The organism is Streptomyces sp. NPDC057307, from assembly GCF_042667665.1.
Classification (GTDB): Bacteria; Actinomycetota; Actinomycetes; order Streptomycetales; family Streptomycetaceae; genus Streptomyces.
In genome coordinates, this window is sequence record NZ_JBHUZM010000025.1 from 15,156 (window position 1) to 36,838 (window position 21,683).

At 69.1% G+C, this 21,683-nt stretch carries 18 protein-coding genes; 7 read left to right on the plus strand and 11 right to left on the minus strand.

Features of this window, described 5'->3' with window-relative positions:
- Positions 1-4: 4 nt before the first annotated feature.
- Together ACFUN8_RS12510 and ACFUN8_RS12515 are read left to right on the plus strand one after the other, a co-directional pair.
- A complete protein-coding gene (locus ACFUN8_RS12510) occupies positions 5-427 on the plus strand; it encodes a DUF3592 domain-containing protein (protein WP_383635010.1) in 423 nt (140 codons plus the stop codon).
- 89 nt (positions 428-516) lie between these two features.
- A complete protein-coding gene (locus ACFUN8_RS12515; protein WP_383635011.1) occupies positions 517-960 on the plus strand; it encodes a hypothetical protein in 444 nt (147 codons plus the stop codon).
- A 119-nt stretch (positions 961-1,079) separates the two neighbouring features.
- Here ACFUN8_RS12515 and ACFUN8_RS12520 read toward each other — a convergent pair whose 3' ends face one another.
- From ACFUN8_RS12520 to ACFUN8_RS12535, 4 genes are all read right to left on the minus strand, one after another.
- Complete coding sequence (locus ACFUN8_RS12520) at positions 1,080-1,205, minus strand: hypothetical protein (protein ID WP_383635013.1); 126 nt, start codon at positions 1,203-1,205, stop codon at positions 1,080-1,082.
- 96 nt (positions 1,206-1,301) lie between these two features.
- A complete protein-coding gene (locus ACFUN8_RS12525) occupies positions 1,302-2,258 on the minus strand; it encodes a Dyp-type peroxidase (RefSeq protein WP_383635099.1) in 957 nt (318 codons plus the stop codon).
- A 195-nt stretch (positions 2,259-2,453) separates the two neighbouring features.
- The gene (locus tag ACFUN8_RS12530) at positions 2,454-2,954 is read right to left on the minus strand and encodes a DUF4265 domain-containing protein (RefSeq protein WP_383635015.1); all 501 of its coding nucleotides are present in this window, start codon (positions 2,952-2,954) and stop codon (positions 2,454-2,456) included.
- Between the two features lie 74 nt (positions 2,955-3,028).
- On the minus strand, positions 3,029-7,891 hold the full coding sequence (locus ACFUN8_RS12535) for an RHS repeat-associated core domain-containing protein (RefSeq protein ID WP_383635017.1): 4,863 nt from the start codon (positions 7,889-7,891) through the stop codon (positions 3,029-3,031).
- A 476-nt stretch (positions 7,892-8,367) separates the two neighbouring features.
- Between ACFUN8_RS12535 and ACFUN8_RS12540 the strand changes: the two genes are divergently transcribed.
- A complete protein-coding gene (locus tag ACFUN8_RS12540; protein ID WP_383635019.1) occupies positions 8,368-10,023 on the plus strand; it encodes a chitinase in 1,656 nt (551 codons plus the stop codon).
- A gap of 186 nt (positions 10,024-10,209) precedes the next feature.
- A complete protein-coding gene (locus ACFUN8_RS12545) occupies positions 10,210-11,253 on the plus strand; it encodes a chitinase (RefSeq protein ID WP_383635021.1) in 1,044 nt (347 codons plus the stop codon).
- 85 nt (positions 11,254-11,338) lie between these two features.
- Here ACFUN8_RS12545 and ACFUN8_RS12550 read toward each other — a convergent pair whose 3' ends face one another.
- From ACFUN8_RS12550 to ACFUN8_RS12575, 6 genes are all read right to left on the minus strand, one after another.
- Positions 11,339-12,649, minus strand: a complete 1,311-nt coding sequence (locus ACFUN8_RS12550) for an Nramp family divalent metal transporter (protein ID WP_383635023.1) — start codon at positions 12,647-12,649, stop codon at positions 11,339-11,341.
- A 144-nt stretch (positions 12,650-12,793) separates the two neighbouring features.
- Positions 12,794-13,204 (minus strand): hypothetical protein, encoded by a 411-nt coding sequence (locus ACFUN8_RS12555; RefSeq protein ID WP_383635025.1) that lies wholly within the window; start codon positions 13,202-13,204, stop codon positions 12,794-12,796.
- Positions 13,205-13,219: 15 nt separating this feature from the next.
- Entirely contained in the window at positions 13,220-14,698 is a 1,479-nt protein-coding gene (locus tag ACFUN8_RS12560) for a GntP family permease (RefSeq protein WP_382565887.1), read from the minus strand.
- A gap of 133 nt (positions 14,699-14,831) precedes the next feature.
- Positions 14,832-15,251, minus strand: a complete 420-nt coding sequence (locus tag ACFUN8_RS12565) for a RidA family protein (protein ID WP_383635027.1) — start codon at positions 15,249-15,251, stop codon at positions 14,832-14,834.
- Entirely contained in the window at positions 15,248-16,036 is a 789-nt protein-coding gene (locus ACFUN8_RS12570) for an IclR family transcriptional regulator (protein ID WP_382565883.1), read from the minus strand. The genes ACFUN8_RS12565 and ACFUN8_RS12570 overlap by 4 nt, the downstream gene beginning before the upstream one ends.
- Entirely contained in the window at positions 16,033-17,187 is a 1,155-nt protein-coding gene (locus ACFUN8_RS12575; RefSeq protein ID WP_383635029.1) for a sugar kinase, read from the minus strand. The genes ACFUN8_RS12570 and ACFUN8_RS12575 overlap by 4 nt, the downstream gene beginning before the upstream one ends.
- Before the next feature lie 182 nt (positions 17,188-17,369).
- Between ACFUN8_RS12575 and ACFUN8_RS12580 the strand changes: the two genes are divergently transcribed.
- On the plus strand, positions 17,370-18,659 hold the full coding sequence (locus ACFUN8_RS12580; protein WP_383635031.1) for an amino acid deaminase: 1,290 nt from the start codon (positions 17,370-17,372) through the stop codon (positions 18,657-18,659).
- Positions 18,660-18,680: 21 nt separating this feature from the next.
- On the plus strand, positions 18,681-20,306 hold the full coding sequence (locus ACFUN8_RS12585; RefSeq protein ID WP_383635033.1) for an amidohydrolase family protein: 1,626 nt from the start codon (positions 18,681-18,683) through the stop codon (positions 20,304-20,306).
- Positions 20,307-20,319: 13 nt separating this feature from the next.
- Here ACFUN8_RS12585 and ACFUN8_RS12590 read toward each other — a convergent pair whose 3' ends face one another.
- Positions 20,320-20,667 carry a DoxX family protein gene (locus ACFUN8_RS12590; RefSeq protein WP_383635035.1) on the minus strand — a complete coding sequence of 116 codons (348 nt, stop codon included), beginning with the start codon at positions 20,665-20,667 and terminating at the stop codon, positions 20,320-20,322.
- Positions 20,668-20,818: 151 nt separating this feature from the next.
- Here ACFUN8_RS12590 and ACFUN8_RS12595 point away from each other — a divergent pair, with 151 nt between their 5' ends.
- Positions 20,819-21,679, plus strand: a complete 861-nt coding sequence (locus tag ACFUN8_RS12595; RefSeq protein WP_383635036.1) for a helix-turn-helix domain-containing protein — start codon at positions 20,819-20,821, stop codon at positions 21,677-21,679.
- The last annotated feature ends 4 nt before the right edge of the window (positions 21,680-21,683 follow it).

A 21,683-nucleotide genomic window follows, 5' to 3' on the forward strand; every position in this document is an offset into this window, starting at 1 on the left:
CACAATGGATGTTCCGGGCGGCGATTACCTTTTCTTCGGCGGCATGATTCTGCTTTTCGGCTGGTTGGCAACGCACTACGCGCGTCGCCTTTCGGGCGTGAATCGGGCACTGCGAGCGGGCATTCGGGCAGAGGGCACTTGCGTACGTATCGAGCAGGAGCCGTACAACCGCTCGGACGCACGGCAGCACTTCTTCGCGTTCCGTACGCCGGACGGCCGCCAGATCGAGTTCGAGGATCTGTCGAGCCGGTCGATGCGGGTCGGCGACGTGGTGACGGTGACGTACGACCCGGCGGCTCCGGAGCGCACGGCGACGGTGGCCGGCCGCGGCAACTGGTCGCCGGTGGTGCAGTACGGGTTGCTGGTGGCCGGCTGCGGGCTGGCGGCGGTCGGCTTCGCGGCGGTTCTTCTTTTCACGGTGATCTGAACCGTGGTTCGAACGGTGGTCCGAGAGGGCGGGATTCAGGTTCCCGCCCCCGGACCGACACGCACAAGCACTGATGGAGGCGGTTGGCGATGACGAGGTACGGCTACCCGGGGGCGTCCGTCCAGCGGGAGGAGGGGCGCGGAGCGGCGGTGTTCGCACTCGCGCGCGCCTGGGCGGCCGGCATCGTCGTCCTGCTCCTGACGGAGTACCTGCAGACCACGTTGGTCAACGATCACCTGGCCACCACGGAGAACCTGGAGACCTTCAACGGCAGACTGATGCTGATCCACCTCCCCAACGCGGTGTGCATAGCCCTGGCCACGTGGGCGGCGGGCCGGTTCCACCGCGAGCCGTTCCGCGACTCGACGCTCCAGCACGCGCTGGCGGTCTTCACGGTCGGGGTGGCCGCGCAGGCGCTGAACATGGTGATGCAGTGGCAGGACCTGGAGGCCGAGGGCATCCTGATGTCCAACGCGGTGCTGGTGGTGGGCGTGGTGGCGGGGTACGCGGGGGAACGCCTGCAGGACGAATGAGACGGGTTACGGGTTACGGTTCCCGGTCCATGGCTCGCAGGACGCGGCGAGCCCTTCGATCAGGGACCGCCCGGCCCGTACGGCATCGTGCGCCGCCGTCTCCCAACCAACCTGCTCTGTCAGGTGACGGGGAGGCCCGCGAGGAGCAGTTCGAGGACGTCGGCCTTGCGGGCCGGATGCCGAGGGTCCGGACTGCCGGCGAGGTCAAGCAGGAAGGGCACGCTGTACGCCGTGGCTTCGCACACGACGAACCCCAACTCGCAGACCCGCTCCCCCGATCTTCTCCAGGGCCGCCCGCGCGGTCTCCGCGTCCGTGATGCGCTCGCGGTCGGCGGCCCCGCTCAGTCGAGGGCGTCGATCCAGGCGTCGCCGGGTGGGGGTACGAAGAAGTAGCCGCCGCCGGTGGTGAGAACGTACTTCGCCAGCGCCTCGCCCTCCAAGCGCTTCTGGACGGCCTCGAACCCTTTGGCCAGGTCCCGCTGGAAGCAGCTGAAGATGATGCCGGTGTCGCCGTCGCCGCGGTCGTAGCTGTAGCTGCGACGCACGAGCGTGGGTGGGTTGCGGCGGTCGGGGGCGGCGAGCCGTACGTGCGAGTCGAGCGGCGTCCGCCGGCCCTTCGGATCGGCGGCGAAGTTCGGCTCCTCGGCGGTGGGCGTCCCGTCCAGCCACTTCCCGTCGCGCCGGCGCCCCATGATCCGCTCCTGCTCGGGCACGGAGTCCTTGTCCCACAACTCGGTGGCGAACCGGATGACGCGCACGACGTGATAACTCCCACCGACGGCCCACTCCGGCTCCCCCTGTCCCTCCCGGACGAGGGCCCGGTCGGCGACCTCCCGCTCGGTCTCCGGGTTCCCGAACCCCTCGGTGAAGTGAAAAGGGTTACGGGCAAGCGCCCGACCACCCTCGACCCGACTCTCCGCCCGAAACCCGTCGATGACCCAACGAACGCCCCAACCGGCCTTGACGGCACGAGACTTGACGTTCTCCACGGCTTTCCGCACGGCGTCGGCGTTCTCCCCCGCGACCCGCACGAGGAGGCCGCCGTGCGACTGCGCGGGATCGAGCAGATCACCGGCGAAGGACGGCATCGCTTTCAACTGCCGGGGCGACCGACCCTCTACACCCTCGAACAACGACGCCCCCAACCCAAACCCCACGACAGTGTCGCCTCCACCGGCCGACCGCGCCTGCCCAACGAACGCCCCTACCGCACGCCCCGCTTCCCCACTGGGTCGCTCCCGATCAAGGACAACGAACCCCACCCGACCTTCTGGTTGTTGCGCTCCCAGTGCGAACACCGCACCACTGGCTTCGCTTGAACCGGATGTCCCGCCCTCCTCCGATGCCTGGCCTCCTGGACAGCCAGAGACCACACTCACGCCCAAAACAGCCAGACCCACCGCAGACCCCGAAACCACCAACGACCTGCGCCGCACAACATGCTCCTCATTCAATGAACCTCACCGAGACTGTCAATGCCCCCAGAAACCAAATTAAAGCGCACCTGTGCGAAATCCTTCCACATCAGACCACTCCCACACCGCAACACCTTCCAATTCTCGAACCACCTCCCATACCCGATCCACGGATCCACCCAAGGGGATATCGATCGCCACATGGCGATCTCCGCTCCATTCCATCTTAAGGCCAACATCGCGAACAGCAGAAATCACGCTCTCTTTCGCCGCAAGGAATCTACCAGGAGGAGCTGACGGGGGAAAGAAAATTCGAAATATGCGATTCCCAGAGGCTTGAACAACTTCACTAATTACTTTGGCCTCCACGTCCAGTGAAACAATGTCCCCCATCGCTAGCCCGTAAACCCTGAACGGCAGGCAGCAAACTTCATACCGCCCATCACCCAGAGGGCGCAGCCAAATTTGCTCCATCTGATCGCGAAACCCGAAAGGGCTCAGATCGACCATCGCAATATAGGCCGGATCGGGCCTGACGGCCGGTTCATCATGAACGATGAAGCTGACTTGCGAGCTCATTGGCTACCTCTCCGGGGCGAATGCCAACCCACCCGGCACCACGAGCCGGATGGGTTGGCATACAGAGATTGCGATTACCTCTTGATGTGGGGCGGCCAATGCGGTGGCGGCCACGGCCCAGTGTAGCTCGCCGGCGGAGTCAAGGGAGCCCCGTAGTCACTCTTTGAACTATTGCAGCGTTTGCACGCGGGGGTCGTATTCGCGTCGGTCAGATCACCTCCACGAATACGCGGCTGGACATGATCCACTGCTTGAGCTGGGTTTGTTCTGCAGTAGGAACACAACGGCGTAGGTAGACTTGGATTTCTGTTAACTCCGATGTTGTAGTCAGCGAGCATATTCCTGGGAATTCTTTTACTCGCCCCTGCCCCTCCACTCGACCCAACCGGTATATCGTAAATCGGCTCACCATTCAGACCGCAGCCGGTCGGCCTATTTATATTGTGTACCAGGACCGGGGTCCTGCCCGCCACCACATAGTAGGTGTGGATGTCGTCAACGGTGAGGTTGTAGACCGTCGTTGACTTGGTGTGGTGGGTAACGGCGGTGATTTGGACCCAGGTGCCGGTGCTGGTCTGGAGCCATTGGCCGGTGGTGAGTTCGTCGGCTTCGATCCAGCGGCCGAGAGCGGGGACCCAGAAGGGGTGGCCGTCAGTGGCGGTGAGGGTGCTGGTCTTGCCGTCCGCCAGGGTGATGTCGACCAATTGTTTGTCGCCCGCGCCCTTGATCAGAGCCGTTACCGGACGCGGGCCTGATTCGCCCGTTTCTGGGTCGGTGGCCTGGACCTCGTCGCCGATCTGGATGTCCTTGATCGGTTTGCGGGTGCCGTCCGCGAGAAGGACCGGGGTGTCGGCCGTGAAGCTGTTCTTGGGGATAGTCAGACAGGAACCCCCGCGGGACAACCACTTGCCGCCGAGCATTCCTTCTGCGCATCCCAGCGCCGCCGACGTCCCGACCTGCCCCCAGTTGACCTTCCGGCCCGAGAGGCGTTGGCCCAGCCAGTCCAGGCCCGCTTCTCCCAGGCCGCCGATCACGCAGCCGGCCAGCATCGGGCTGTTGCCCGACGGGTCCGTGTATGTCGTCGGGGAGCTGAGCGCGTACTGGTAGAGGTTCGTGCCGCCCGCGTAGCCGATCGGGTCCTGGGAGATGAAACGGCCGGACTCGGGGTCGTAGTAGCGGTTGCGGTAGTACAGCAGGCCCGTGCCGTCCGACTCGCGGCCCGTGAAGGTGTACGGGTTCGTCGATGCCGAACCGGACGTCGTCGGCTGGCCGTACGGGTCGTACGTGTAGCTCGTCGCGACCGTGCCGTCCGCGTTCGCCAGGCCCACCACCGTGCCCAGCGCGTCCGTCAGGTAGACCTGCGTCGCACCGTTCTCCGTACGCGTCAGGTATTCGTCCAGGCCCGACGTGGCCACCGTTGCCGAGGTCGTGCCCGAACCGGTCTGTTCCACCAGCGGGTTCGAGCCGTCGGTCAGGTACTTCTGGGTGGTGTCGCCCAGCTTCTTCGAGCTGCGGATGCCCAGCGGGTCGTAGGTGAACTGGCCGGCCGGACCGTCCGTGGCCGACTGCACGCCCGACAGCTGGCCCCGCGCGTTCCAGTCGTACGTACGCTTCCCGTCCGACTTCAGCTGTCCGTCCGCGTCGTACGTGAACGAACGGCCTCCCAAGGACGTGACCCGGTTGTCCTTGCCGAACACCGCGTCCGTCTCCGCCGCCGGGAGCGCGACGGAGGCCAGGCTGCCGGTCAGGCCCGTCTGGAGGCCCCGGGTGTCGCGGGTGTAGGTGAGGTCGCCGACAGCGGTGGTCCCGCGGGCGTAGTCGATCGCCGAGACCACGCCCGTCTTGTCCAGCGTCGTCGTACGGGTGATGCCGCCCGGCAGGGTCGCCGTCTTCTCCCGGCCCACCGCGTCGAGGCCGAACGTCACCGCCTGCTGGCCCGAGGTGACCGACGTGAGGACGCTGGAGGTGTCGTAGCCGTAGGCCGTCGTGGTCCCGGCCGCCGTCATCTCCTTGCGGCGGTCCGCAGCGTCGTAGTCGTAACCCACCGTCCCCGTCGGGCCGGTCACCGTCTTCAGCCGGTCGTACACGTCGTAGCCGAATGTCTCCGTGCCGGCCTGGGTATCGGTGATCGTCTTCGGGAGGTCCACGGCGTCGTACGCGTACGTGGCCGTCGACTCGGCCACACCCGCCGCGTTCACCCCGTACTTGGTGTTCTTCGACCGGCCCAGCAGGTCGTACTCGGCGGTCGCGACCTGGCCCGAGCGGCTCGTCGCCTTAGTCAGCCGGCCCGCCGCGTCGTAGCCGAACAGCGCCTGCGCGCCCAGCGGGTCCGTCACCGACTCCGTGCGGTCCGCGTCGTCGTACGCCCAGCTCGTGCTGTTCTGCCGGGCGTCCGTCAGCGTTGTGAGGTTGCCGTTCTCGTCGTAGTCCAGGGCGGTCGACCGGCCCAGCGGGTCGGTGATCTTCCGCGTCTGGTTCAGCGCGTCGTACGTCAGCGCCGTACGCGAACCCGCCTCGTCCGTCACCACCGTCGGGCGGCCCGCCGCGTCCAGGAACTGGCCGCCGGTACGGCCCTCCGCGTCCTTCGCGGAGACCAACTCGCCGTGGCGGTAGGTGTACTCCGTCACCGCGTCCGACGCGTCCGTGACCGTCTTGATCTGACCGTCCGGTGTATAGGTGACGTCGGTCTGCCGGTCCTCCGGGTCTGTGACCGTACGCAGGTCGCCCGACTCGTCGTACCCGAGGACGGTGGTGTTGCCCAACGCGTCGGTGACGGAGGTGGGTTGGTCGTACGGGCCGTTGTAGACGGCCGTGCCGGACTGGCGTGCCTGTGCCGTTCCCGCCAGCTCCGTCGTGCGGGTGACGTAGCCGTTCGCGTCGTACGTCAACTCCGTACGCCGGCCGTACGGGTCGGTCACCGCGTCGATCCGGTGCTTCGGGCCTCGCTGGTACTGGGTCTCGCGGGCGAGCGCGTTTCCGTATGCCTCGGTGTCCTTGACGCCGTATCCGGCCGCGTCGAACTCGACCCGTCGCACCGAGCCACCCGGCTGCGTCACGCTCGCCGTCGTGATCTTCCCGGTCGTCGGCGTGTACGCGAACGTGTACTTCGCGCCCTCGGTGAGGGTCTGCTCCTTCACCCGCCCGTCCGCGTAGAACGTGTTCGTCATGTACGTGATGCCGCGGGCGTCGATCGCCTTGCTGATCCGGTTCGACGTGCCGTCGTACTCGTACCGGCTGATCTTGCCCGCCGGGTCCGTCACCGTCTCCAGCCGGCCCGCGGTGTCATAGGCGTACGAGGTGGTGCGGCCGGTGTTGTCCTTCGCCGTACTGACGCGGTGCTGGGTGTCGTAGGCCAGCGAGATCCACCGGCCGCCGGACGTGGTGATGCGGGTGATCTCGCCGTTCCTGCCGTCCCGACGAGTCAGCTTGACGGTGTTCCCGTGCCGGTCGCGAATCTCCTTGAGCGCCGCGTACTGCGGGAACACCCATACCGTGCCGTCGCGGAAGGTGAGGTCCCAACCGCCGTTGAAACCCTTCCAGGTGATCTTCGAGCCCTGGAAGTCGGACGAGGTGTCGAGCGGTTCGAACTCCGCGTTGGTCCAGTCGTTCCCGGACGAGGTGCGGGTGAAGTGGGTCTTGCTGCCGCCCGGCAGATACAGATCGACTTCGTCCCACTGCTTCTCGGAGTGCAGGAAGGCGTTGTACGAGAGGTCGCGGCCGATGCCGAACGCCCGCTTCTCCTTGTCGCCCTGCCAGTAGGTGCGCGTGACGTCGGCCGACGCGGTCGAACCGGCGACCGCCAGGTCCGTACGGGAGTCGGTGAGCAGGCCGGTCGACAGCTCGACCGGGTCGCCGGACAGCCAGTCGATGACGTCTTCGATCCAGGTGTCCTCCCACGGGATGAGGTCGGCGATGTTGAACATCGCGCCGTGGAAGGCCCACACCCGGGTCTTCTCGTCGGGCACGACCTGGCGGCCGTCCGCGGACACCTTGCCGTGGCCGTAGACGTACCAGCCCTTCTTCTTCGGGTCGTAGTCCTGGAACTTGACCCGGGTCCCGGGGGCCTCACGCGTGTAGTTCGGGTAGATGATCTGCGCGCCCTCGGGGAAGACGTACGTGCCACCCGGCTGGACGGTGAAGTACACCGGGACGATGCCGCTCGAAGGCAGCGGGAACGGCGGCCGGTCGATCGGGATCGCCGTGATGCCCAGCTCCGTGACCGGCTTCCCCTTCTCGTCGCGGACCACCGAGCCCTTCGGGATACGGACTTCGAGCCCGGGGATCTTCGGCGTCTTCAGGACGACGTCGGCCTTCGCCGGAGCCGCGAACCTCACCGTGTTCTTCGTGTCCAGCGGCGTCATCCACACCGGGAAGCCGAGATCGACCGTCCGGCCCGTCTTCGGCGTGATCTTGATGTCGTAACGCCCGTACTGACGCTTGGAGTTGTTCGCGCTCGCGCCGTCGACCACCAGCGTCGTCGCGGTGTCGGCGATGCCGCTCAGCAGGAACCTGCCGCGCGCGTCCGTCCTCGCCGACTTCTTGCCGACGGACACCGCGACCTTCGCCAGCGGCTTGCCGTCGAGCTTGAGGACGCGGCCGGTCAGGGCGGTGGTCTTGGGCGGGGCACGGAGCGCGACCGCGCCCTTGGGGGCGTCGCCGCGCCGGGTCAGCCAGTCGTAGCCGGCGAGGTTGCCCTTGTCCGGCTGCCAGGCGTCCGGACCGCTCGGCGTGACGCGGGCGGCGGAGGGCGTGGAGTCGGTCTTCGGTTCGTCCGCCGACCGGTCGGAGGCGTCCGCGCCGGCGACGGCCGCGGCCGCGGCCGCGGTCAGTCCGAGGGTGTACGTGCCTGTCTTCAGGGTGTTGGGGTCGACCGTGAGCGTGTAGGCGCCGGTGGCGGTGAGCGTTGGCAGGGCGTACGTGACGGCGGTCGCGCTCATCGAGCGCGCGTCGACCAGCCACTTATGCCAGGACTCGCCTCACAGTGCCCTCCCCAGAGCAACACACCGAGCCCACAAGGGACTCACAATGCCCACACTCCCCATGCGGACGGTCACAAGTTACACACAACTGGTCACCGCCGCGCGGGAATTGATCACGTGAATTGATCAGGTCCCCGTCGATGGCCGGAAACCGACCCGGCCGGACAGACTCCGCCGGTGCCGGAATCTCGCGCCAGAGGTATTGACAACTGGAATGGTCTGGACCATTTTTACGGCCAGGCGGTGGCCACCGTTCCCAACTCGCACCTCCATCCCCAGACCCCCAGCGGAGGCATCAAGTGGAACGCGTATCCGACGGCAGACGCAGACCCGGACGCAGACCCGGACTCAGCGCCCGATCCGGAGTCCGAGCCGGAGCACGGCACCCTCTCGGAGGGCGCGCGCGGAGCTGGCTGGGCGGGGTGGTGGCCGTCATGGCCGCCGGGGCCCTGAGTGTGGGCGGGATGGGCGGTGTCGCGCAGGCCGCCGACATCAATGTCGCCAAGAACGCCGGCTTCGAGTCCGGGCTCGCCAACTGGAGCTGTACCGGCGGGAGCGGGGCCGTCGTGGGGTCTCCCGTACGGAGCGGGGCAGGCGCGCTGAAGGGGACGCCCGCCGGGCAGGACAACGCGAAGTGCTCGCAGTCCGTCGCCGTGCAGCCCAACTCGACCTACACGCTGAGCGCGTGGGTGCAGGGCGGGTACGCGTATCTCGGGGCCAGTGGCACCGGGACGACCGACGTGTCGACCTGGACGCCCGGCGAGAGCGGCTGGAAGCAGCTCACCACGACCTTCAGGACCGGCGCGTCGACGCGTGCGGTGACCGTGTACACGCACGGCTGGTACGGGCAGAGCGCGTACGTGGTCGACGACCTGTCCGTCTTCGGGCCGGACGGCGGCGGGGGCAGCGACCCGGATCCCGACCCGCAGGCCCCGGGGACTCCCGCCGGGCTCGGGGTCGGTGCCGTGACCGCGTCGTCGGTGGCGCTGAGCTGGAACGCGGTGACCGGCGCGACCGGGTACAACATCTACCGGGACGGCACGAAGGTCCAGACGGCGAGCGGGACTTCGGCGACCGTGACGGGGCTGGCGGCGGCCACCTCGTACCAGTTCCAGGTGTCGGCGACCAACGCCGTCGGCGAGTCCGCGAAGTCGGCGGCCGTCAGCGGGCGGACCTCACCGGGCGGCGGTGACCCGGGCGGGCCCGGCGTACCGAAGCACGCGCTGACCGGGTACTGGCAGAACTTCAACAACGGCGCGACCGTCCAGAAACTCCGGGACGTACAGGCCCAGTTCGACATCATCGCCGTGTCGTTCGCCGACTCGACCACCACGCCCGGCCAGATCGTCTTCAACCTCGACCCGGCCGTCGGCTACTCGGGAGTCGCCGAGTTCAAGTCTGACGTCGCCGCGAAGAAGGCCGCCGGCAAGTCCGTGATCATCTCGGTGGGCGGCGAGAAGGGCAACGTCACGATCAACAGTGACGCCTCGGCGACGGCGTTCGCCAACAGCACCTACGCCCTGATGCAGGAGTACGGCTTCAACGGGGTCGACATCGACCTCGAACACGGCATCAACTCCACCTATCTGACCAAGGCGTTGCGGCAGCTGTCGGCGAAGGCCGGGTCCGGGCTCGTCATCACCATGGCGCCGCAGACCATTGACATGCAGTCGACCGGCAGTGAGTACTTCAAGACGGCGCTCGCCGTGAAGGACATCCTCACCGTCGTCAACATGCAGTACTACAACAGCGGTTCCATGCTCGGCTGCGATGGTCAGGTCTACTCACAGGGCTCCGTCGACTTCCTCACCGCCCTCGCCTGCATCCAGCTCGAAGGCGGCCTCGACCCCTCCCAGGTCGGCATCGGCGTCCCCGCCTCCACCCGTGGCGCGGGCAGCGGCTACGTCTCGCCGACCATCGTCAACAACGCCCTCAACTGCCTCACGCGCGGCACCAATTGCGGCAACTTCAAGCCGTCGAAGACCTACCCGGGTCTGCGCGGCGCGATGACCTGGTCCACCAACTGGGACGCGACGGCCGGCAACGCCTGGTCCAACGCGGTCGGCCCGCACGTCCACGCCCTGCCGTAACAACAGCCCGTAAGGCAAAGGCCCGGAACCCCCACTCACAGACCAGCAGCGCCGCCGCTCCCCCGGCGGCGCTGCTGCGAGCCCGGCCACCGCGCGCCACCGGCCGCCCCACCCGGCCGAAAACGGCCCATCCTGTCCAGGCCCTTGACAAGGCCAATGGTCTGGACCAGTTTGTACGTTCAAACGGTGGCCACCGTTAAGCACCTCCCCCACATCTCCCCCCACGGAGGCCATGCAGTGCACACGCTCAAGTTCCTCGCCGTGGCAGGCGTTCTCGCCGCCGGGCTGGCCGTGCCCGCGGCCAACGCCGCCCCCGCTCCCGCCCCGGCCGCCGCACCCGCCGCCGTACCGGCCCACGCCGTCACCGGCTACTGGCAGAACTTCAACAACGGCGCGACCGTCCAGACGCTGGCCGAGGTCCAGGACGAGTACGACATCATCGCCGTCGCGTTCGCGGACGCCACCGCCACACCCGGACAGGTCGACTTCACCCTCGACTCGGCCGGTCTCGGCGGTTACACCGACGACCAGTTCAAGGCCGACGTCGCCGCCAAGCAGGCCGCGGGCAAGTCCGTCGTCATCTCCATCGGCGGCGAGAAGGGCACCGTCGCGATCAACGACGACGCCTCCGCGAACGCCTTCGCCGACTCCGTGTCCGGGCTGATCGACGAGTACGGCTTCGACGGCGTCGACATCGACCTGGAGAACGGCCTCAACTCCACCTATATGACACAGGCGTTGAAGTCGATCGCCGGTCAGGCGGGCGACGGCTTCGTCCTGACGATGGCGCCGCAGACCATCGACATGCAGTCGACGTCCAACGAGTACTTCAAGACGGCGCTCGCCGTGAAGGACATCCTCACCGTCGTCAACATGCAGTACTACAACAGCGGTTCGATGCTCGGCTGCGACGGACAGGTCTACTCACAGGGCTCCGTCGACTTCCTCACCGCCCTCGCCTGCATCCAGCTCGAAGGCGGCCTCGACCCCTCCCAGGTCGGCATCGGCGTCCCCGCCTCGCCGAGCGGCGCGGGCAGCGGCTACGTCGAGCCCGGCATCGTCAACAACGCGCTGGACTGTCTGACCAAGGGCACCAACTGCGGTTCGTTCAAGCCGTCGAAGACCTACCCGGGTCTGCGCGGCGCGATGACCTGGTCCACCAACTGGGACGCGACGGCCGGCGACGCCTGGTCGAACGCGGTCGGCCCGCACGTCCACGCCCTGCCGTAGCAACAGCGTCTCACCACCGGAACCACCCCCCACAGACCGGTGGCGCCGTCGGACTCCGACGGCGCCACCGTGTGTTCCCGAGCCTCTACCAGGGCAGATCCCGCACCTGCTGCACGCACAGGATGACGAACAGCAGCCCGCCCGCCGCCAGCATCACGTTGCTCACGATGCCGTTACGCCATTCCGCGGGCGTACGCGAGGAGTTGAGCAGCCACAGCAGCGTGAGCGCCAGGAACGGCATGAAGAAGGCACCCAGCACGCCGTAGACCACGACCAGCCCGAACGGCTGGTCCAGGAAGAGCAGTCCGATCGGCGGGAAGGTCAGCCAGAGCAGATACGCCCGGAACGGCACCGACCGCTCGCGCGCACCCGAGGCGACCTCCTCGACCGTCCCCTCGCCGACCGCGGCGCCTGTCCTGCGCTCGCGCTGGAAGCGCTCCACGAAGTCCGCGAACATCAGGCTCACGCCGTGCCACACACCCACCAGCGCGCCGAAGGACGTGGCGAAGAAGCCGATCAGGAAGAGCTTCGCCGTCACCACCCCGAAGCGGTCCTCCAGGATCGCACCGAGGTCGATGAGGCCCCGGTCGCCGGTGGTGAGCGCGATCTGCGAGGAGTGCAGCAGCTCGGCACCGATGATCAGCATGGCGACGACGAAGACGCCGGTGGTGAGGTAGGCGACGCGGTTGTCGATCCGCATCACCTTCATCCAGTTGGTGTTGGTCCAGCCCTTGGCGTTGACCCAGTAGCCGTACGCGGCCATGGTGATCGTGCCGCCGACCCCGCCGATCAGGCCGAGGGTGTAGAGCAGCGAGCCGTCCGGCAGTACGGGGGCGAGCCCCGCGAAGGCCGCCCCGAGGTCGGGCGCGACGCGTATCGCGACGTACACGACGATCAGGAACTTCATGCCGATGACGACCGTCATGAACTTCTCGAAGACCAGATACCTGTTGAACCAGACGAACAGCAGCCCCAGCAGACCGAAGACGATCGCCCAGGTCTTGAGGCCGGGGCCGTCGGGGAAGAGCGCGACGATCGGCAGGGCGCTCGACGACATGGCGGTCGCGCCGTAGACGAAGCCCCAGATCACGACGTAGACCGCGAAGTAGACGGTGGTCCACTGGCCGAGGCTGCGCCAGCCCTCGAACAGGGTGCGGCCGGTGGCGAGATGCCAGCGGCCGGCCGCCTCGGCGAGCGAGATCTTGACGACGCAGCCGATGACGGCGGCCCAGAGCAGCGTGTATCCGAACTTGCTGCCCGCGATGAGGGTGGCGACCAGGTCGCCGGCGCCCACACCGGTCGCGGCCACGACGATGCCGGGACCGATGTACCTCCAACTCGACTTGCGCGGACCGGACTTGCTCGCCGCCGTACCGCTTTCGGTGATATCTGCCATGCGTCGACCTCCACACTCGTCCCCATAAGTGACTTGGGTCACCAAAGCGGGACGACGAAGATCGCGCAAGAGGGCCGGCGGTCTCGGTTCCGTTTCCGTCGGGCGGGCGGGCGGGCGATACGGCCTCCGGGGGCGGTACGGCCGCTAGGAGGTCCAGGGGGCCGTACCGTAGGCCGGATTGTCCCGGCGGCCGAGATAGACCTGGAGGACATGACCGAGATCGCGGAACCAGTGGTTCAGCGTCTCGCGGTTACGGGCCTTCACCCCGCACTCGTAGAACTTCCCGCCGGGCAGGACGACGGCCACCATCAGCCGGTGGCCGCCGACGCCCGGTTTGGAGTGGATGCTCTGGATGTCGGCCCACGGGAACTCGGCGCTCTGCCCCTCGAAGTCGAAGGTCACACCGGTCTCGTCGATGACGATGCCGCTGCGGCTGTCGGCGGCGAGGAACTCCGGGTTCACATGCGAAGGCGGCTGCGGCGGCTGCGGATTCGCGTACGGGTTCGCGTACGGGTTCGCCGGCGGAGTCGCGTACGGGTTCGGCTCGGGGTACATGGAGTCGTACCGTACCTAAATCACCAGGCTGAGCAGCGCCGCGACCACGAATCCGGCCACCGACAGGACCGTCTCCAGCACCGTCCACGACTTCAGGGTGTCGCGCTCGGAGATGCCGAAGTACTTGGCCACCATCCAGAAGCCGCCGTCGTTGACGTGCGAGGCGAAGATCGAGCCCGCCGAGATCGCCATGATGATCAGCGCGAGATGGGCCTGCGACATGTCCTGGCCCTCGACCAGCGGTACGACGATGCCCGCCGTGGTGACGATCGCGACCGTCGCCGACCCCTGGGCGACGCGCAGCACGACCGAGATCAGCCACGCCAGCACGATGACCGGCAGACCGACGTCGTTGAAGGTGTCGGCGAGCGCGTCGGCGATGCCGCTGCCCTTGAGTACGGCTCCGAAGACACCGCCCGCGCCGACCACCAGCAGGATGTTGCCGACCGGCTTGAGGGAGGCCGTGGAAACGGTCTCCAGGGACTTGCGGGACCAGCCGCGCCGGATGCCGAGCAGGTAGTACGCGAGCACCAGCGCGATCGTCAGCGCCACGAAGGGGTGGCCGAAGAACTCGACGACCGACCGGAGCGTGCTCGGGTCCAGGGCGATGGAGGAGAACGTCGCCAGCAGGATGAGGATCAGCGGGGTGCCGATGATCGCGAGCACCGTGCCGAGGGCGACCGGCTTCTCGGGCGGGGTGACGCCCGAAGCCTCCTGCTCGGCGGCGACGGCGTTCTTGGCCTCGGCCGCGGCCTCGACCATGTCCTGCGGTACGTCGACGAAGAGGCGCTTTCCGATCCACGCCGCGTAGACCCAGGCGGCGAGCACGGCCGGGACGCCGACGACGACGCCCATCAGGATGACCCAGCCGAGGTCGACGTTGAACAGACCGGCGGCGGCGACGGGACCCGGGTGCGGGGGCAGGAACGCGTGGGTCATGGACAGGCCGGCGAGCAGTGGCATCGCGTACAGCAGGATCGACTTGCCGGAGCGCTTGGCCGCCGCGTACACGATCGGCGCGAGGACGAAGATGCCGACGTCGAAGAAGACCGGGATACCGAAGACGACACCGGTGACGCCCATGGCGAGCGGGGCGCGCTTCTCACCGAAGAGGTTGAGCAGGCGGGTGCTCAACACCTCGGCGCCGCCCGACACTTCGAGGATCGCGCCGAGCATCGTGCCGAGTCCGATGATGATCGCGACATGGCCGAGGATGCCGCCCATGCCGGACTCGATCATCGAGACGGCGGCCGACTTCTGGACCGTACCGAAGAGTTCGGTCACGGACAGTCCGGCGGCGAGGCCGACGGCTATGGAGACGCCGAGGAGGGCGACGAAGGGCTGGAGCCTGACCTTGATGATCAGGACGAGGAGGAGAACGATTCCGAGGACGGCGACGGTCAGCAGACCGGCCGTCCCGTCTATGAGAAGGAGCAGTCCACCGGTGTGGGGCGGAGCCTCGGGGGTGGGGGGAGCTTCGGCGGCGAGCAGCATGAGGGGGGACCTCTGGTTCCGTGCATCAGTGCGTGTGGAGCGGGTTTCGGAGCAGGGGGAATCGCGGCAGGGCGCCCGTGGGGTAAGGGGGAAGAGGCGCCGTGCCGGAGACGTGGAGCGATGAACGGTGGGTTCAGCCGAGTACGGCCAGCGCGTCGATCTCGATGAGCAGCCCGGCGGGCAGGCCGACGTACACGGTCGTACGGGCGGCCGGCGGGTCCTGGAGGTTCTGCTCCTCGAAGTACGTGTTATAGATCTCGTTCATCTCGGCGAAGTGCGCCACGTCCGTGAGGTAGACGCGCAGCATCATCACGTCGTCCCAGCTCGCGCCGCCCGCCTCCAGCACCGACTTGACGTTGGCGAGGGTCTGGAGCGTCTGCTCGCGCAGCGTCGGTCCCGCGACGGTCGGGGCCTCGCCCGGGACGGCCGGGAGGAAGCCGACCTGCCCGGCGACCTGAAGAATGTTGCCCTTGCGGACGCCGTGGGAGAACTTGGCCGGCGGCGCGGCGTGCGTGGCGGGGACGACTGCGGTCTTCGCGCTCTGGTCGCTCATGAGATCTCTTTCTGAAGAACAGAAGGTACGGGTGCCGGTTGGTGCGCGTTGCCCGAGTACTCGCGGCTGATCGCGTCGGCGGTGCGGCGCAACAGCGGGAGCAGGGCGAGGAGTTCGTCGGCGGTGACGACGACATTCGGTGCGGACACCGACATGGCGGCGACGACCCGGCCGTCCGCACCGCGGATCGGGGCCCCGATGCAGTTGATGGACTCCTCGTGACCACCGAGGTCGGTGGCCCACCCCTGTTCGCGTACGGTCGCCAGCTCCTTGAGGAAGGCGGCGGCGTTCGGGATCGAACGGGGGGTGTACATGGGGAAGTCGAGCCGCTCGGCGAGTGCGCGGCGCTCGGCTTCGGACAGGTCGGCGATGAGCAGCTTGGCGACGGCCGCGACGGTGACGGCGACCGGCTTGCCGATCCGGGAGTACATCCGCACCGGATAGCGGCTCTCGACCTTGTCGATGTAGAGGACCTCGCTGTCCTCTATGACGGCGAGATGGACGGTGTGGCCGCACTGTTCGCCCAGCGCCAGGAGGTGCGGGTGCGCGATCTCGCGTACGTCCAGGCTCTCGACGGCCTCCTGGGCGAGCGCGAAGAGGCGGGCGCCGAGGCGGTAGCGCTGGTCCTGCTGGCGGTAGACGAGCCCGTGTTCGTGCAGTGTGCGGAGCAGCCGCAGCGCCGTGGACTTGTGTACGTCGAGCCGCGCGGCGACCTGTCCGAGGTCGGCCGGGCCCTGGGCGAGGAGCGGCAGGATGCTCAGCGCGCGGTCGACGGTCTGGCTCATGAGGTGGGTACCGCTGCTTCCTGTGCCGCTTCCGGAAGTGTCGCGTCGGCCTGCACCGCTCCCGGACGGGTCGCGTCGGCCGCGGCCGTGCCGGAGGCGCCGGTCTCGGACGTCCATCCCGCGCCGAGTCGCAGCGAGCCCCACGCCCGGTCGTCCAGCGCGGCGAGCCGGTCCGCGTGGGCGCGGGCGGCCGGGACGCAGACGTCGCCCGCGTCGGTGAGTACGGCGGCGGCCATCAGGTGCCCGTGGCGGAGCCGGGCCTCGGTCGGCAGGTCCCGGAGGGTCGCGGACAGGAAGCCGGCGGCGAACGCGTCGCCCGCGCCGACGGCCGCGACGACGTCGACGCCGAGGGCGGGCACGGACGTGACGGTGTCCGCCCCGCTGTCGGTGTCCCGTACGAACGCGGTGGCGCCGTCCGCCCCCGCCTTCACCACCAGCACCGCCGGCTCGGGCAGTGCCTCGCGGATCGCCGCCGGGCTGTGCAGGTCCCAGAGCTGCGCTGCCTCGTCGTCGCCGACGAAGACCAGGTCGGCGCCGCGCGCGATCTCCCGCAGCACGTCCGGACCGGAGCCGTCGCGCCAGAGCGCGGGCCGGTGGTTGACGTCGAAGGAGAGCAGCGGGCGGTCCACCCGGCGCCCGGCCAGCTCGCGGATCAGGGCGAGGCAGTCGTCCGAGAGCGCGGCGGTGATGCCGGACAGGTGCAGGACGCGACCGGACCACAGGTCGGCGCGGTCCATCGTCTCCGGGGACATCGCGGAGGCGGCCGAGCCCGCGCGGTAGTAGGCGACCTCGTGGGCGGTGGTGGAGCGGTCGGTGGCCGTACGGAAGTAGATGCCGGTCGGGCGGCCGGCCGCGTCGCGGCGTACGGCGGAGGTGTCGACGCCGTACGCGCCGATGGCCTCCACGAGGTGGTCGCCGAAGCCGTCCGAGCCGACGCGGCTGATCCACTTCACCGTGTGCCCGGCGGCGGCGAGCGCGCAGGCGACGTTGGACTCGGCGCCGCCGATGGTGCGTGTGAAGGCGGGGACGTCGGCGAGGCGGCCGGGGCGCGAGGGCAGGAAGGTGACCATCGACTCGCCGAGGCAGACGACCTCGGCGGCCTCGGGCGGCCCGCCGGGGCTTGTCGGGTCCGCTGCTACCGGTGCGGGCACTCGGGGCTCCTCGTTCGTCAGGTCCGGTGGCCTTCACCGTCCGGGGGCGCCGGGGGCTCATCATTGACCCGGCGACGGCTCGGATGTTAGACAGCGTCAAGCGTTATACGCAATGGGCGTTGCACATGTTGCAACGAGATGGACGCACGACAGAAGCCTGTACGACAGATGGAGGAGACCTTATGACGGTCGGCTACCGGCTCGGCGAAGAGCACCTGAGGAACGAGCGTCTCGACCACCGTTTCAAGGGTCTGCCCCCGGACGCCGACGGGCTCACGGTCGCCGAGCTGGCCGCCGAGCACCGCTCCCTCTTCACCGGCGGTTTCACCACCCCGGTGCTGGCCCTCTCCGCCGAGTCCCTCACCCACAACCTCGCGCTCCTGGAGACGTACTCCGAGCGCCACGGCCTCGCGTTCGCCCCGCACGGCAAGACGTCCATGTCCCCGCAGCTCTTCGCGCGCCAACTCGACTACGGCGCCTGGGGGATCACCGCGGCGCTCCCCCACCAGGTGCGTGTCTACCGGGCGTTCGGCATCCAGCGGATCTTCCTCGCCAACGAGGTCGTGGACGCGGTCGCGCTGCGCTGGCTCTCCGCCGAGCTGGACAGTGACCCGGGCTTCCGCTTCATCTGTTACGTCGACTCCGTGCGCGGCGTCGAGTTGATGGACGAGGCGCTGCGCGCCGCCGGCGCCTCGCGCCCCGTGGACGTCGTCGTGGAGCTGGGCGCGGGCGAGGGGGCGCGGACCGGCGTCCGTAAGGAGGCCGAGTGCGCGCTGGTCGCCGACGCCGTGGCCGCCACCGGCACGCTGCGGCTGGTCGGTGTCGCCGGTTACGAGGGCGAGGTGCCGCACGCCGACAACGAGACGGTACGCGCCTGGCTGCGCCGGCTGACCGCGCTGGCGGCCGAGTTCGACGCGGCGGGCCGGTTCTCCGGGACCGTGGACGAGATCGTGGTGAGCGCGGGCGGCAGCGCGTGGTTCGACGCGGTCGCGGAGGTCTTCGCCGACATCCCGGTGCTGTCCCGCCCCGTACTGAAGCTGTTGCGCTCCGGGGCGTACGTCTCCCACGACGACGGCCACTACAAGCGGCTGACCCCCTTCAACCGGGTCCCGGCCGAGGGCGCGCTCCAGCCGGCCTTCCGGCTCTGGGCGCAGGTGATCTCGCGCCCGTCGCCCGAGCAGGCTTTCGTCAACGCGGGCAAGCGGGACGCGGCGTACGACCTCGACCTGCCGGAGGCGCAGGTGGTGCGGGACGCGCGCACCGGCGAGATCCGTCCGGCGCGCGGCATCACGGTCACCGGCCTGTCGGACCAGCACGGCAAGTTGCACACGTCGCCCGACGCGGTGATCGAGGTCGGCGACTGGGTGGGCTTCGGTCTGTCGCATCCGTGCACGTCGTTCGACAAGTGGCAGCTGATCCCGCTGGCCGACGCGGACGGCACGGTCACCGACTTCGTCCGTACATTCTTCTAGGAGCTTGGGAGCTGCTGGGCCATGGATCTCGTCATACGGGACGTGCGTGTCGTCGACGGCACGGGTCAGGACTCCTACCGGGCGGACGTCGGCGTCACCGACGGCCGTATCGCCGAGATCCGGCGGCACGGGCCGGGCGCGGGCGCGCCCCTGTCCGCCGCCCGTGTCCTGGACGCCGGGGGCCTCGCCCTCGCCCCCGGCTTCATCGACATGCACGCGCACAGCGACCTCGCGCTGCTGCGCGACCCCGACCACTCGGCGAAGGCCGCGCAGGGCGTGACCCTAGAGGTGATCGGCCAGGACGGGCTGTCGTACGCCCCTGTCGACGACGCCACGCTCGCCGAGGTCCGCAGGGCGATCACCGGCTGGAACGGCGGCGGGCCGGGTGACACCTCGGTCGACTTCGACTGGCGGACGGTCGGTGAGTATCTGGACCGGCTCGACCACGGCTTCGACGGCCGGGGCATCGCCGTCAACGCGGCCTATCTCGTCCCGCAGGGCACGGTCCGGATGTACGCGGTCGGCCAGGACGACCGCCCGGCGACCGCCGCCGAGCTGGACCGGATGCGGCGGTTGGTCGCCCAGTCGCTGGAGGAGGGCGCCGTCGGGATGTCGTCCGGGCTGACGTACACCCCGGGCATGTACGCGGACGACGCCGAACTCACCGAGCTGTGCCGGGTGGTGGCCCGTTACGACGGCTACTACTGCCCGCACCACCGCAGTTACGGCGCGGGCGCCCTGCGCGCGTACGAGGAGATGGTCGACCTCACCCGTACGGCCGGCTGCGCGCTCCATCTCGCCCACGCCACCATGAACTTCGGCGTGAACAAGGGCAAGGCACCTGATCTGACCGCCCTGTTGGACAAGGCGCTGGACGGTGGGGCCGACATCTCGCTCGACACCTATCCGTACACCCCGGGCTGCACCACACTCGTGGCGATGCTGCCCAGTTGGGCGAGCGCGGGCGGCCAGGACGCGATCCTGGAGCGGCTGCGGGACGCGGCGACGGCGGAGAAGATCCGGCATCACATGGAGGAGATCGGCGCGGACGGCTGCCACGGTGTGCCCATGGAGTGGGACACCATCGAGATCTCCGGCGTCTCGGACCCGGCGCTCATGGCGCATGTCGGCCGGACGATCGCGGAGACGGCGCGGCGGCGCGGCGAGAGCGGCTGGCTGACCGCCCGGAAGCTGCTGATCGACGACCGGCTGGGCTCGACGATCCTCCAGCACGTGGGGCACGAGGAGAACGTGCGGGAGATCATGCGCCACCGCGTGCACACGGGCGGCAGCGACGGCATCCTCCAGGGCGCGAAGCCGCACCCGCGCGCGTACGGCACGTTCCCGCAGTATCTCGGCCGGTACGTGAGGGAGTTGGGCGTCCTGTCACTGGAGGAGTGCGTGGCCCATCTGACCTCCCGCCCGGCGTCCCGCCTCCGCCTCACGGACCGCGGCCTGATCCGCGAGGGCTACCGCGCGGACCTGGTGCTCTTCGACCCGGAGACGGTGGCCGCGGGCTCGACCTTCGCGTCCCCGCGCACCCTGCCGGTGGGGATCCCGCATGTGCTGATCGACGGCCGGTTCGTGATCGAGGACGGGCGGCGCACGGACGTGCTGGCGGGGCGGTCGGTACGCCGTACGCCGTGATGTCCGGGAGTACTCAGGCGGTCGCGATCCGCAGGATCAGCGCGGCGGCGGCCAGGACGAGGAAGACCACCGCCGGCGCGATCGCGTAGTCCTTCGCCCTGACGTGGTAGTACACGCCGCCGGCGAAGTACAGGAAGACGCCGATCGCCGCCGCCGCGCCGAGGAACGGCACCCACAGCCCGACCAGCAGCCCCAGCGCGCCCGCGGCCTTGAGTGAGGCGAGCCGCGGCAGCCAGGAGTCCGGCACGGCGAGCTTCGTCATGTTGGTGGTGATCGCCTCGTGGCGGGTGGCCATGGCGAACGCCGAGGCGCTGAGCGCGGCGGCGAGCAGGATGCCGATGACGGCATAGGCGATGAACACGGGGACCTCTCGGAAGACGTACACGGGGAGTGACCGGACGGTTCCGGTCGTCCCCCACCGTGTACGCACCGGCCGCCCGGAGGAAGGCCGGGCCCAGGCTGGTACCACGAGGGCTACGATCCGCCTCGCGCGCGGGCGTACATTGCGTGGTGTGAGTGACAGCGAGCTTGGCCGGTTCCTCCGGACGCGACGCGAGAGCGTCACCCCCGCCGATGTGGGGCTCCCGGCGGGCAGCCGTCGGCGTACGCCCGGGCTGCGCAGGTCCGAGCTGGCCACGCTCGCCGGGATCAGCGTCGAATACCTCGCCCGGCTGGAGCAGGGTCGGGACCGTCACCCGTCCCCGCAGATCCTGGCCGCGCTCGCCGACGCGCTGCGGCTGTCCGTCGAGGCGCGCGGCGAGCTGATGCATGCCTTCAAGGTGACGAACGGCTCGATCAAGCTCTGCCTCGGCGCCACCCGGCCGCCGGACCGGGAGGTGCGGCCCACGCTGCACGCCCTGCTCGGCCAACTGGAGCCCGCGCCGGCCGTGTTGCTGAACCGGCTGGGCGAGGTGGTCGCCCGCACCGGCGGTTACGAACGCCTCTTCGGCCCCCTCGGTCTGCTCGACGCGCCCGTGCCGAGCCTGCCGCGTTTCCTGTTCACCGATCCCCGGGCCCGCGCCGCGTACCCGGAGTGGGAGCGCGCCGCCGACGAACAGATCGCCCACGTCAGGAACGACTCGCTGCCCGACGACCCGCATCTGGTCGCGCTCGTGGAGGAGCTGACCCTGCTGGCGGGCCCCGAGTTCACCGAGCGCTGGGGGCTGCCCCTGCGCGCGCCCGAGCGCACCGGGGTGCATCGGCTGACGCACCCCGGTGCGGGCGAGCTACGGCTGGCGGACGAGACGCTGGAGCTGCCCGACGGGCAGGGTTTCCGCCTCGTCGTGCACCTGCCGGCCGACGATGCCACGGCCACGGCGCTCGACACGCTCGCGGGCCGCAGGCCGGGCGCGCTGCGAGCCGTCGCCGGGTGATCCC

Coding starts and splice junctions, on each gene's coding strand:
- ACFUN8_RS12510 (WP_383635010.1), top strand. CDS start 5: ATGGATGTTCCGGGCGGCGATTACCTTTTCTTCGGCGGCATGATTCTG.
- ACFUN8_RS12515 (WP_383635011.1), top strand. CDS start 517: ATGACGAGGTACGGCTACCCGGGGGCGTCCGTCCAGCGGGAGGAGGGG.
- ACFUN8_RS12530 (WP_383635015.1), bottom strand. CDS start 2,954: ATGAGCTCGCAAGTCAGCTTCATCGTTCATGATGAACCGGCCGTCAGG.
- ACFUN8_RS12535 (WP_383635017.1), bottom strand. CDS start 7,891: ATGAGCGCGACCGCCGTCACGTACGCCCTGCCAACGCTCACCGCCACC.
- ACFUN8_RS12540 (WP_383635019.1), top strand. CDS start 8,368: ATGGCCGCCGGGGCCCTGAGTGTGGGCGGGATGGGCGGTGTCGCGCAG.
- ACFUN8_RS12550 (WP_383635023.1), bottom strand. CDS start 12,649: ATGGCAGATATCACCGAAAGCGGTACGGCGGCGAGCAAGTCCGGTCCG.
- ACFUN8_RS12555 (WP_383635025.1), bottom strand. CDS start 13,204: ATGTACCCCGAGCCGAACCCGTACGCGACTCCGCCGGCGAACCCGTAC.
- ACFUN8_RS12560 (WP_382565887.1), bottom strand. CDS start 14,698: ATGCTGCTCGCCGCCGAAGCTCCCCCCACCCCCGAGGCTCCGCCCCAC.
- ACFUN8_RS12565 (WP_383635027.1), bottom strand. CDS start 15,251: ATGAGCGACCAGAGCGCGAAGACCGCAGTCGTCCCCGCCACGCACGCC.
- ACFUN8_RS12570 (WP_382565883.1), bottom strand. CDS start 16,036: ATGAGCCAGACCGTCGACCGCGCGCTGAGCATCCTGCCGCTCCTCGCC.
- ACFUN8_RS12580 (WP_383635031.1), top strand. CDS start 17,370: ATGACGGTCGGCTACCGGCTCGGCGAAGAGCACCTGAGGAACGAGCGT.
- ACFUN8_RS12585 (WP_383635033.1), top strand. CDS start 18,681: ATGGATCTCGTCATACGGGACGTGCGTGTCGTCGACGGCACGGGTCAG.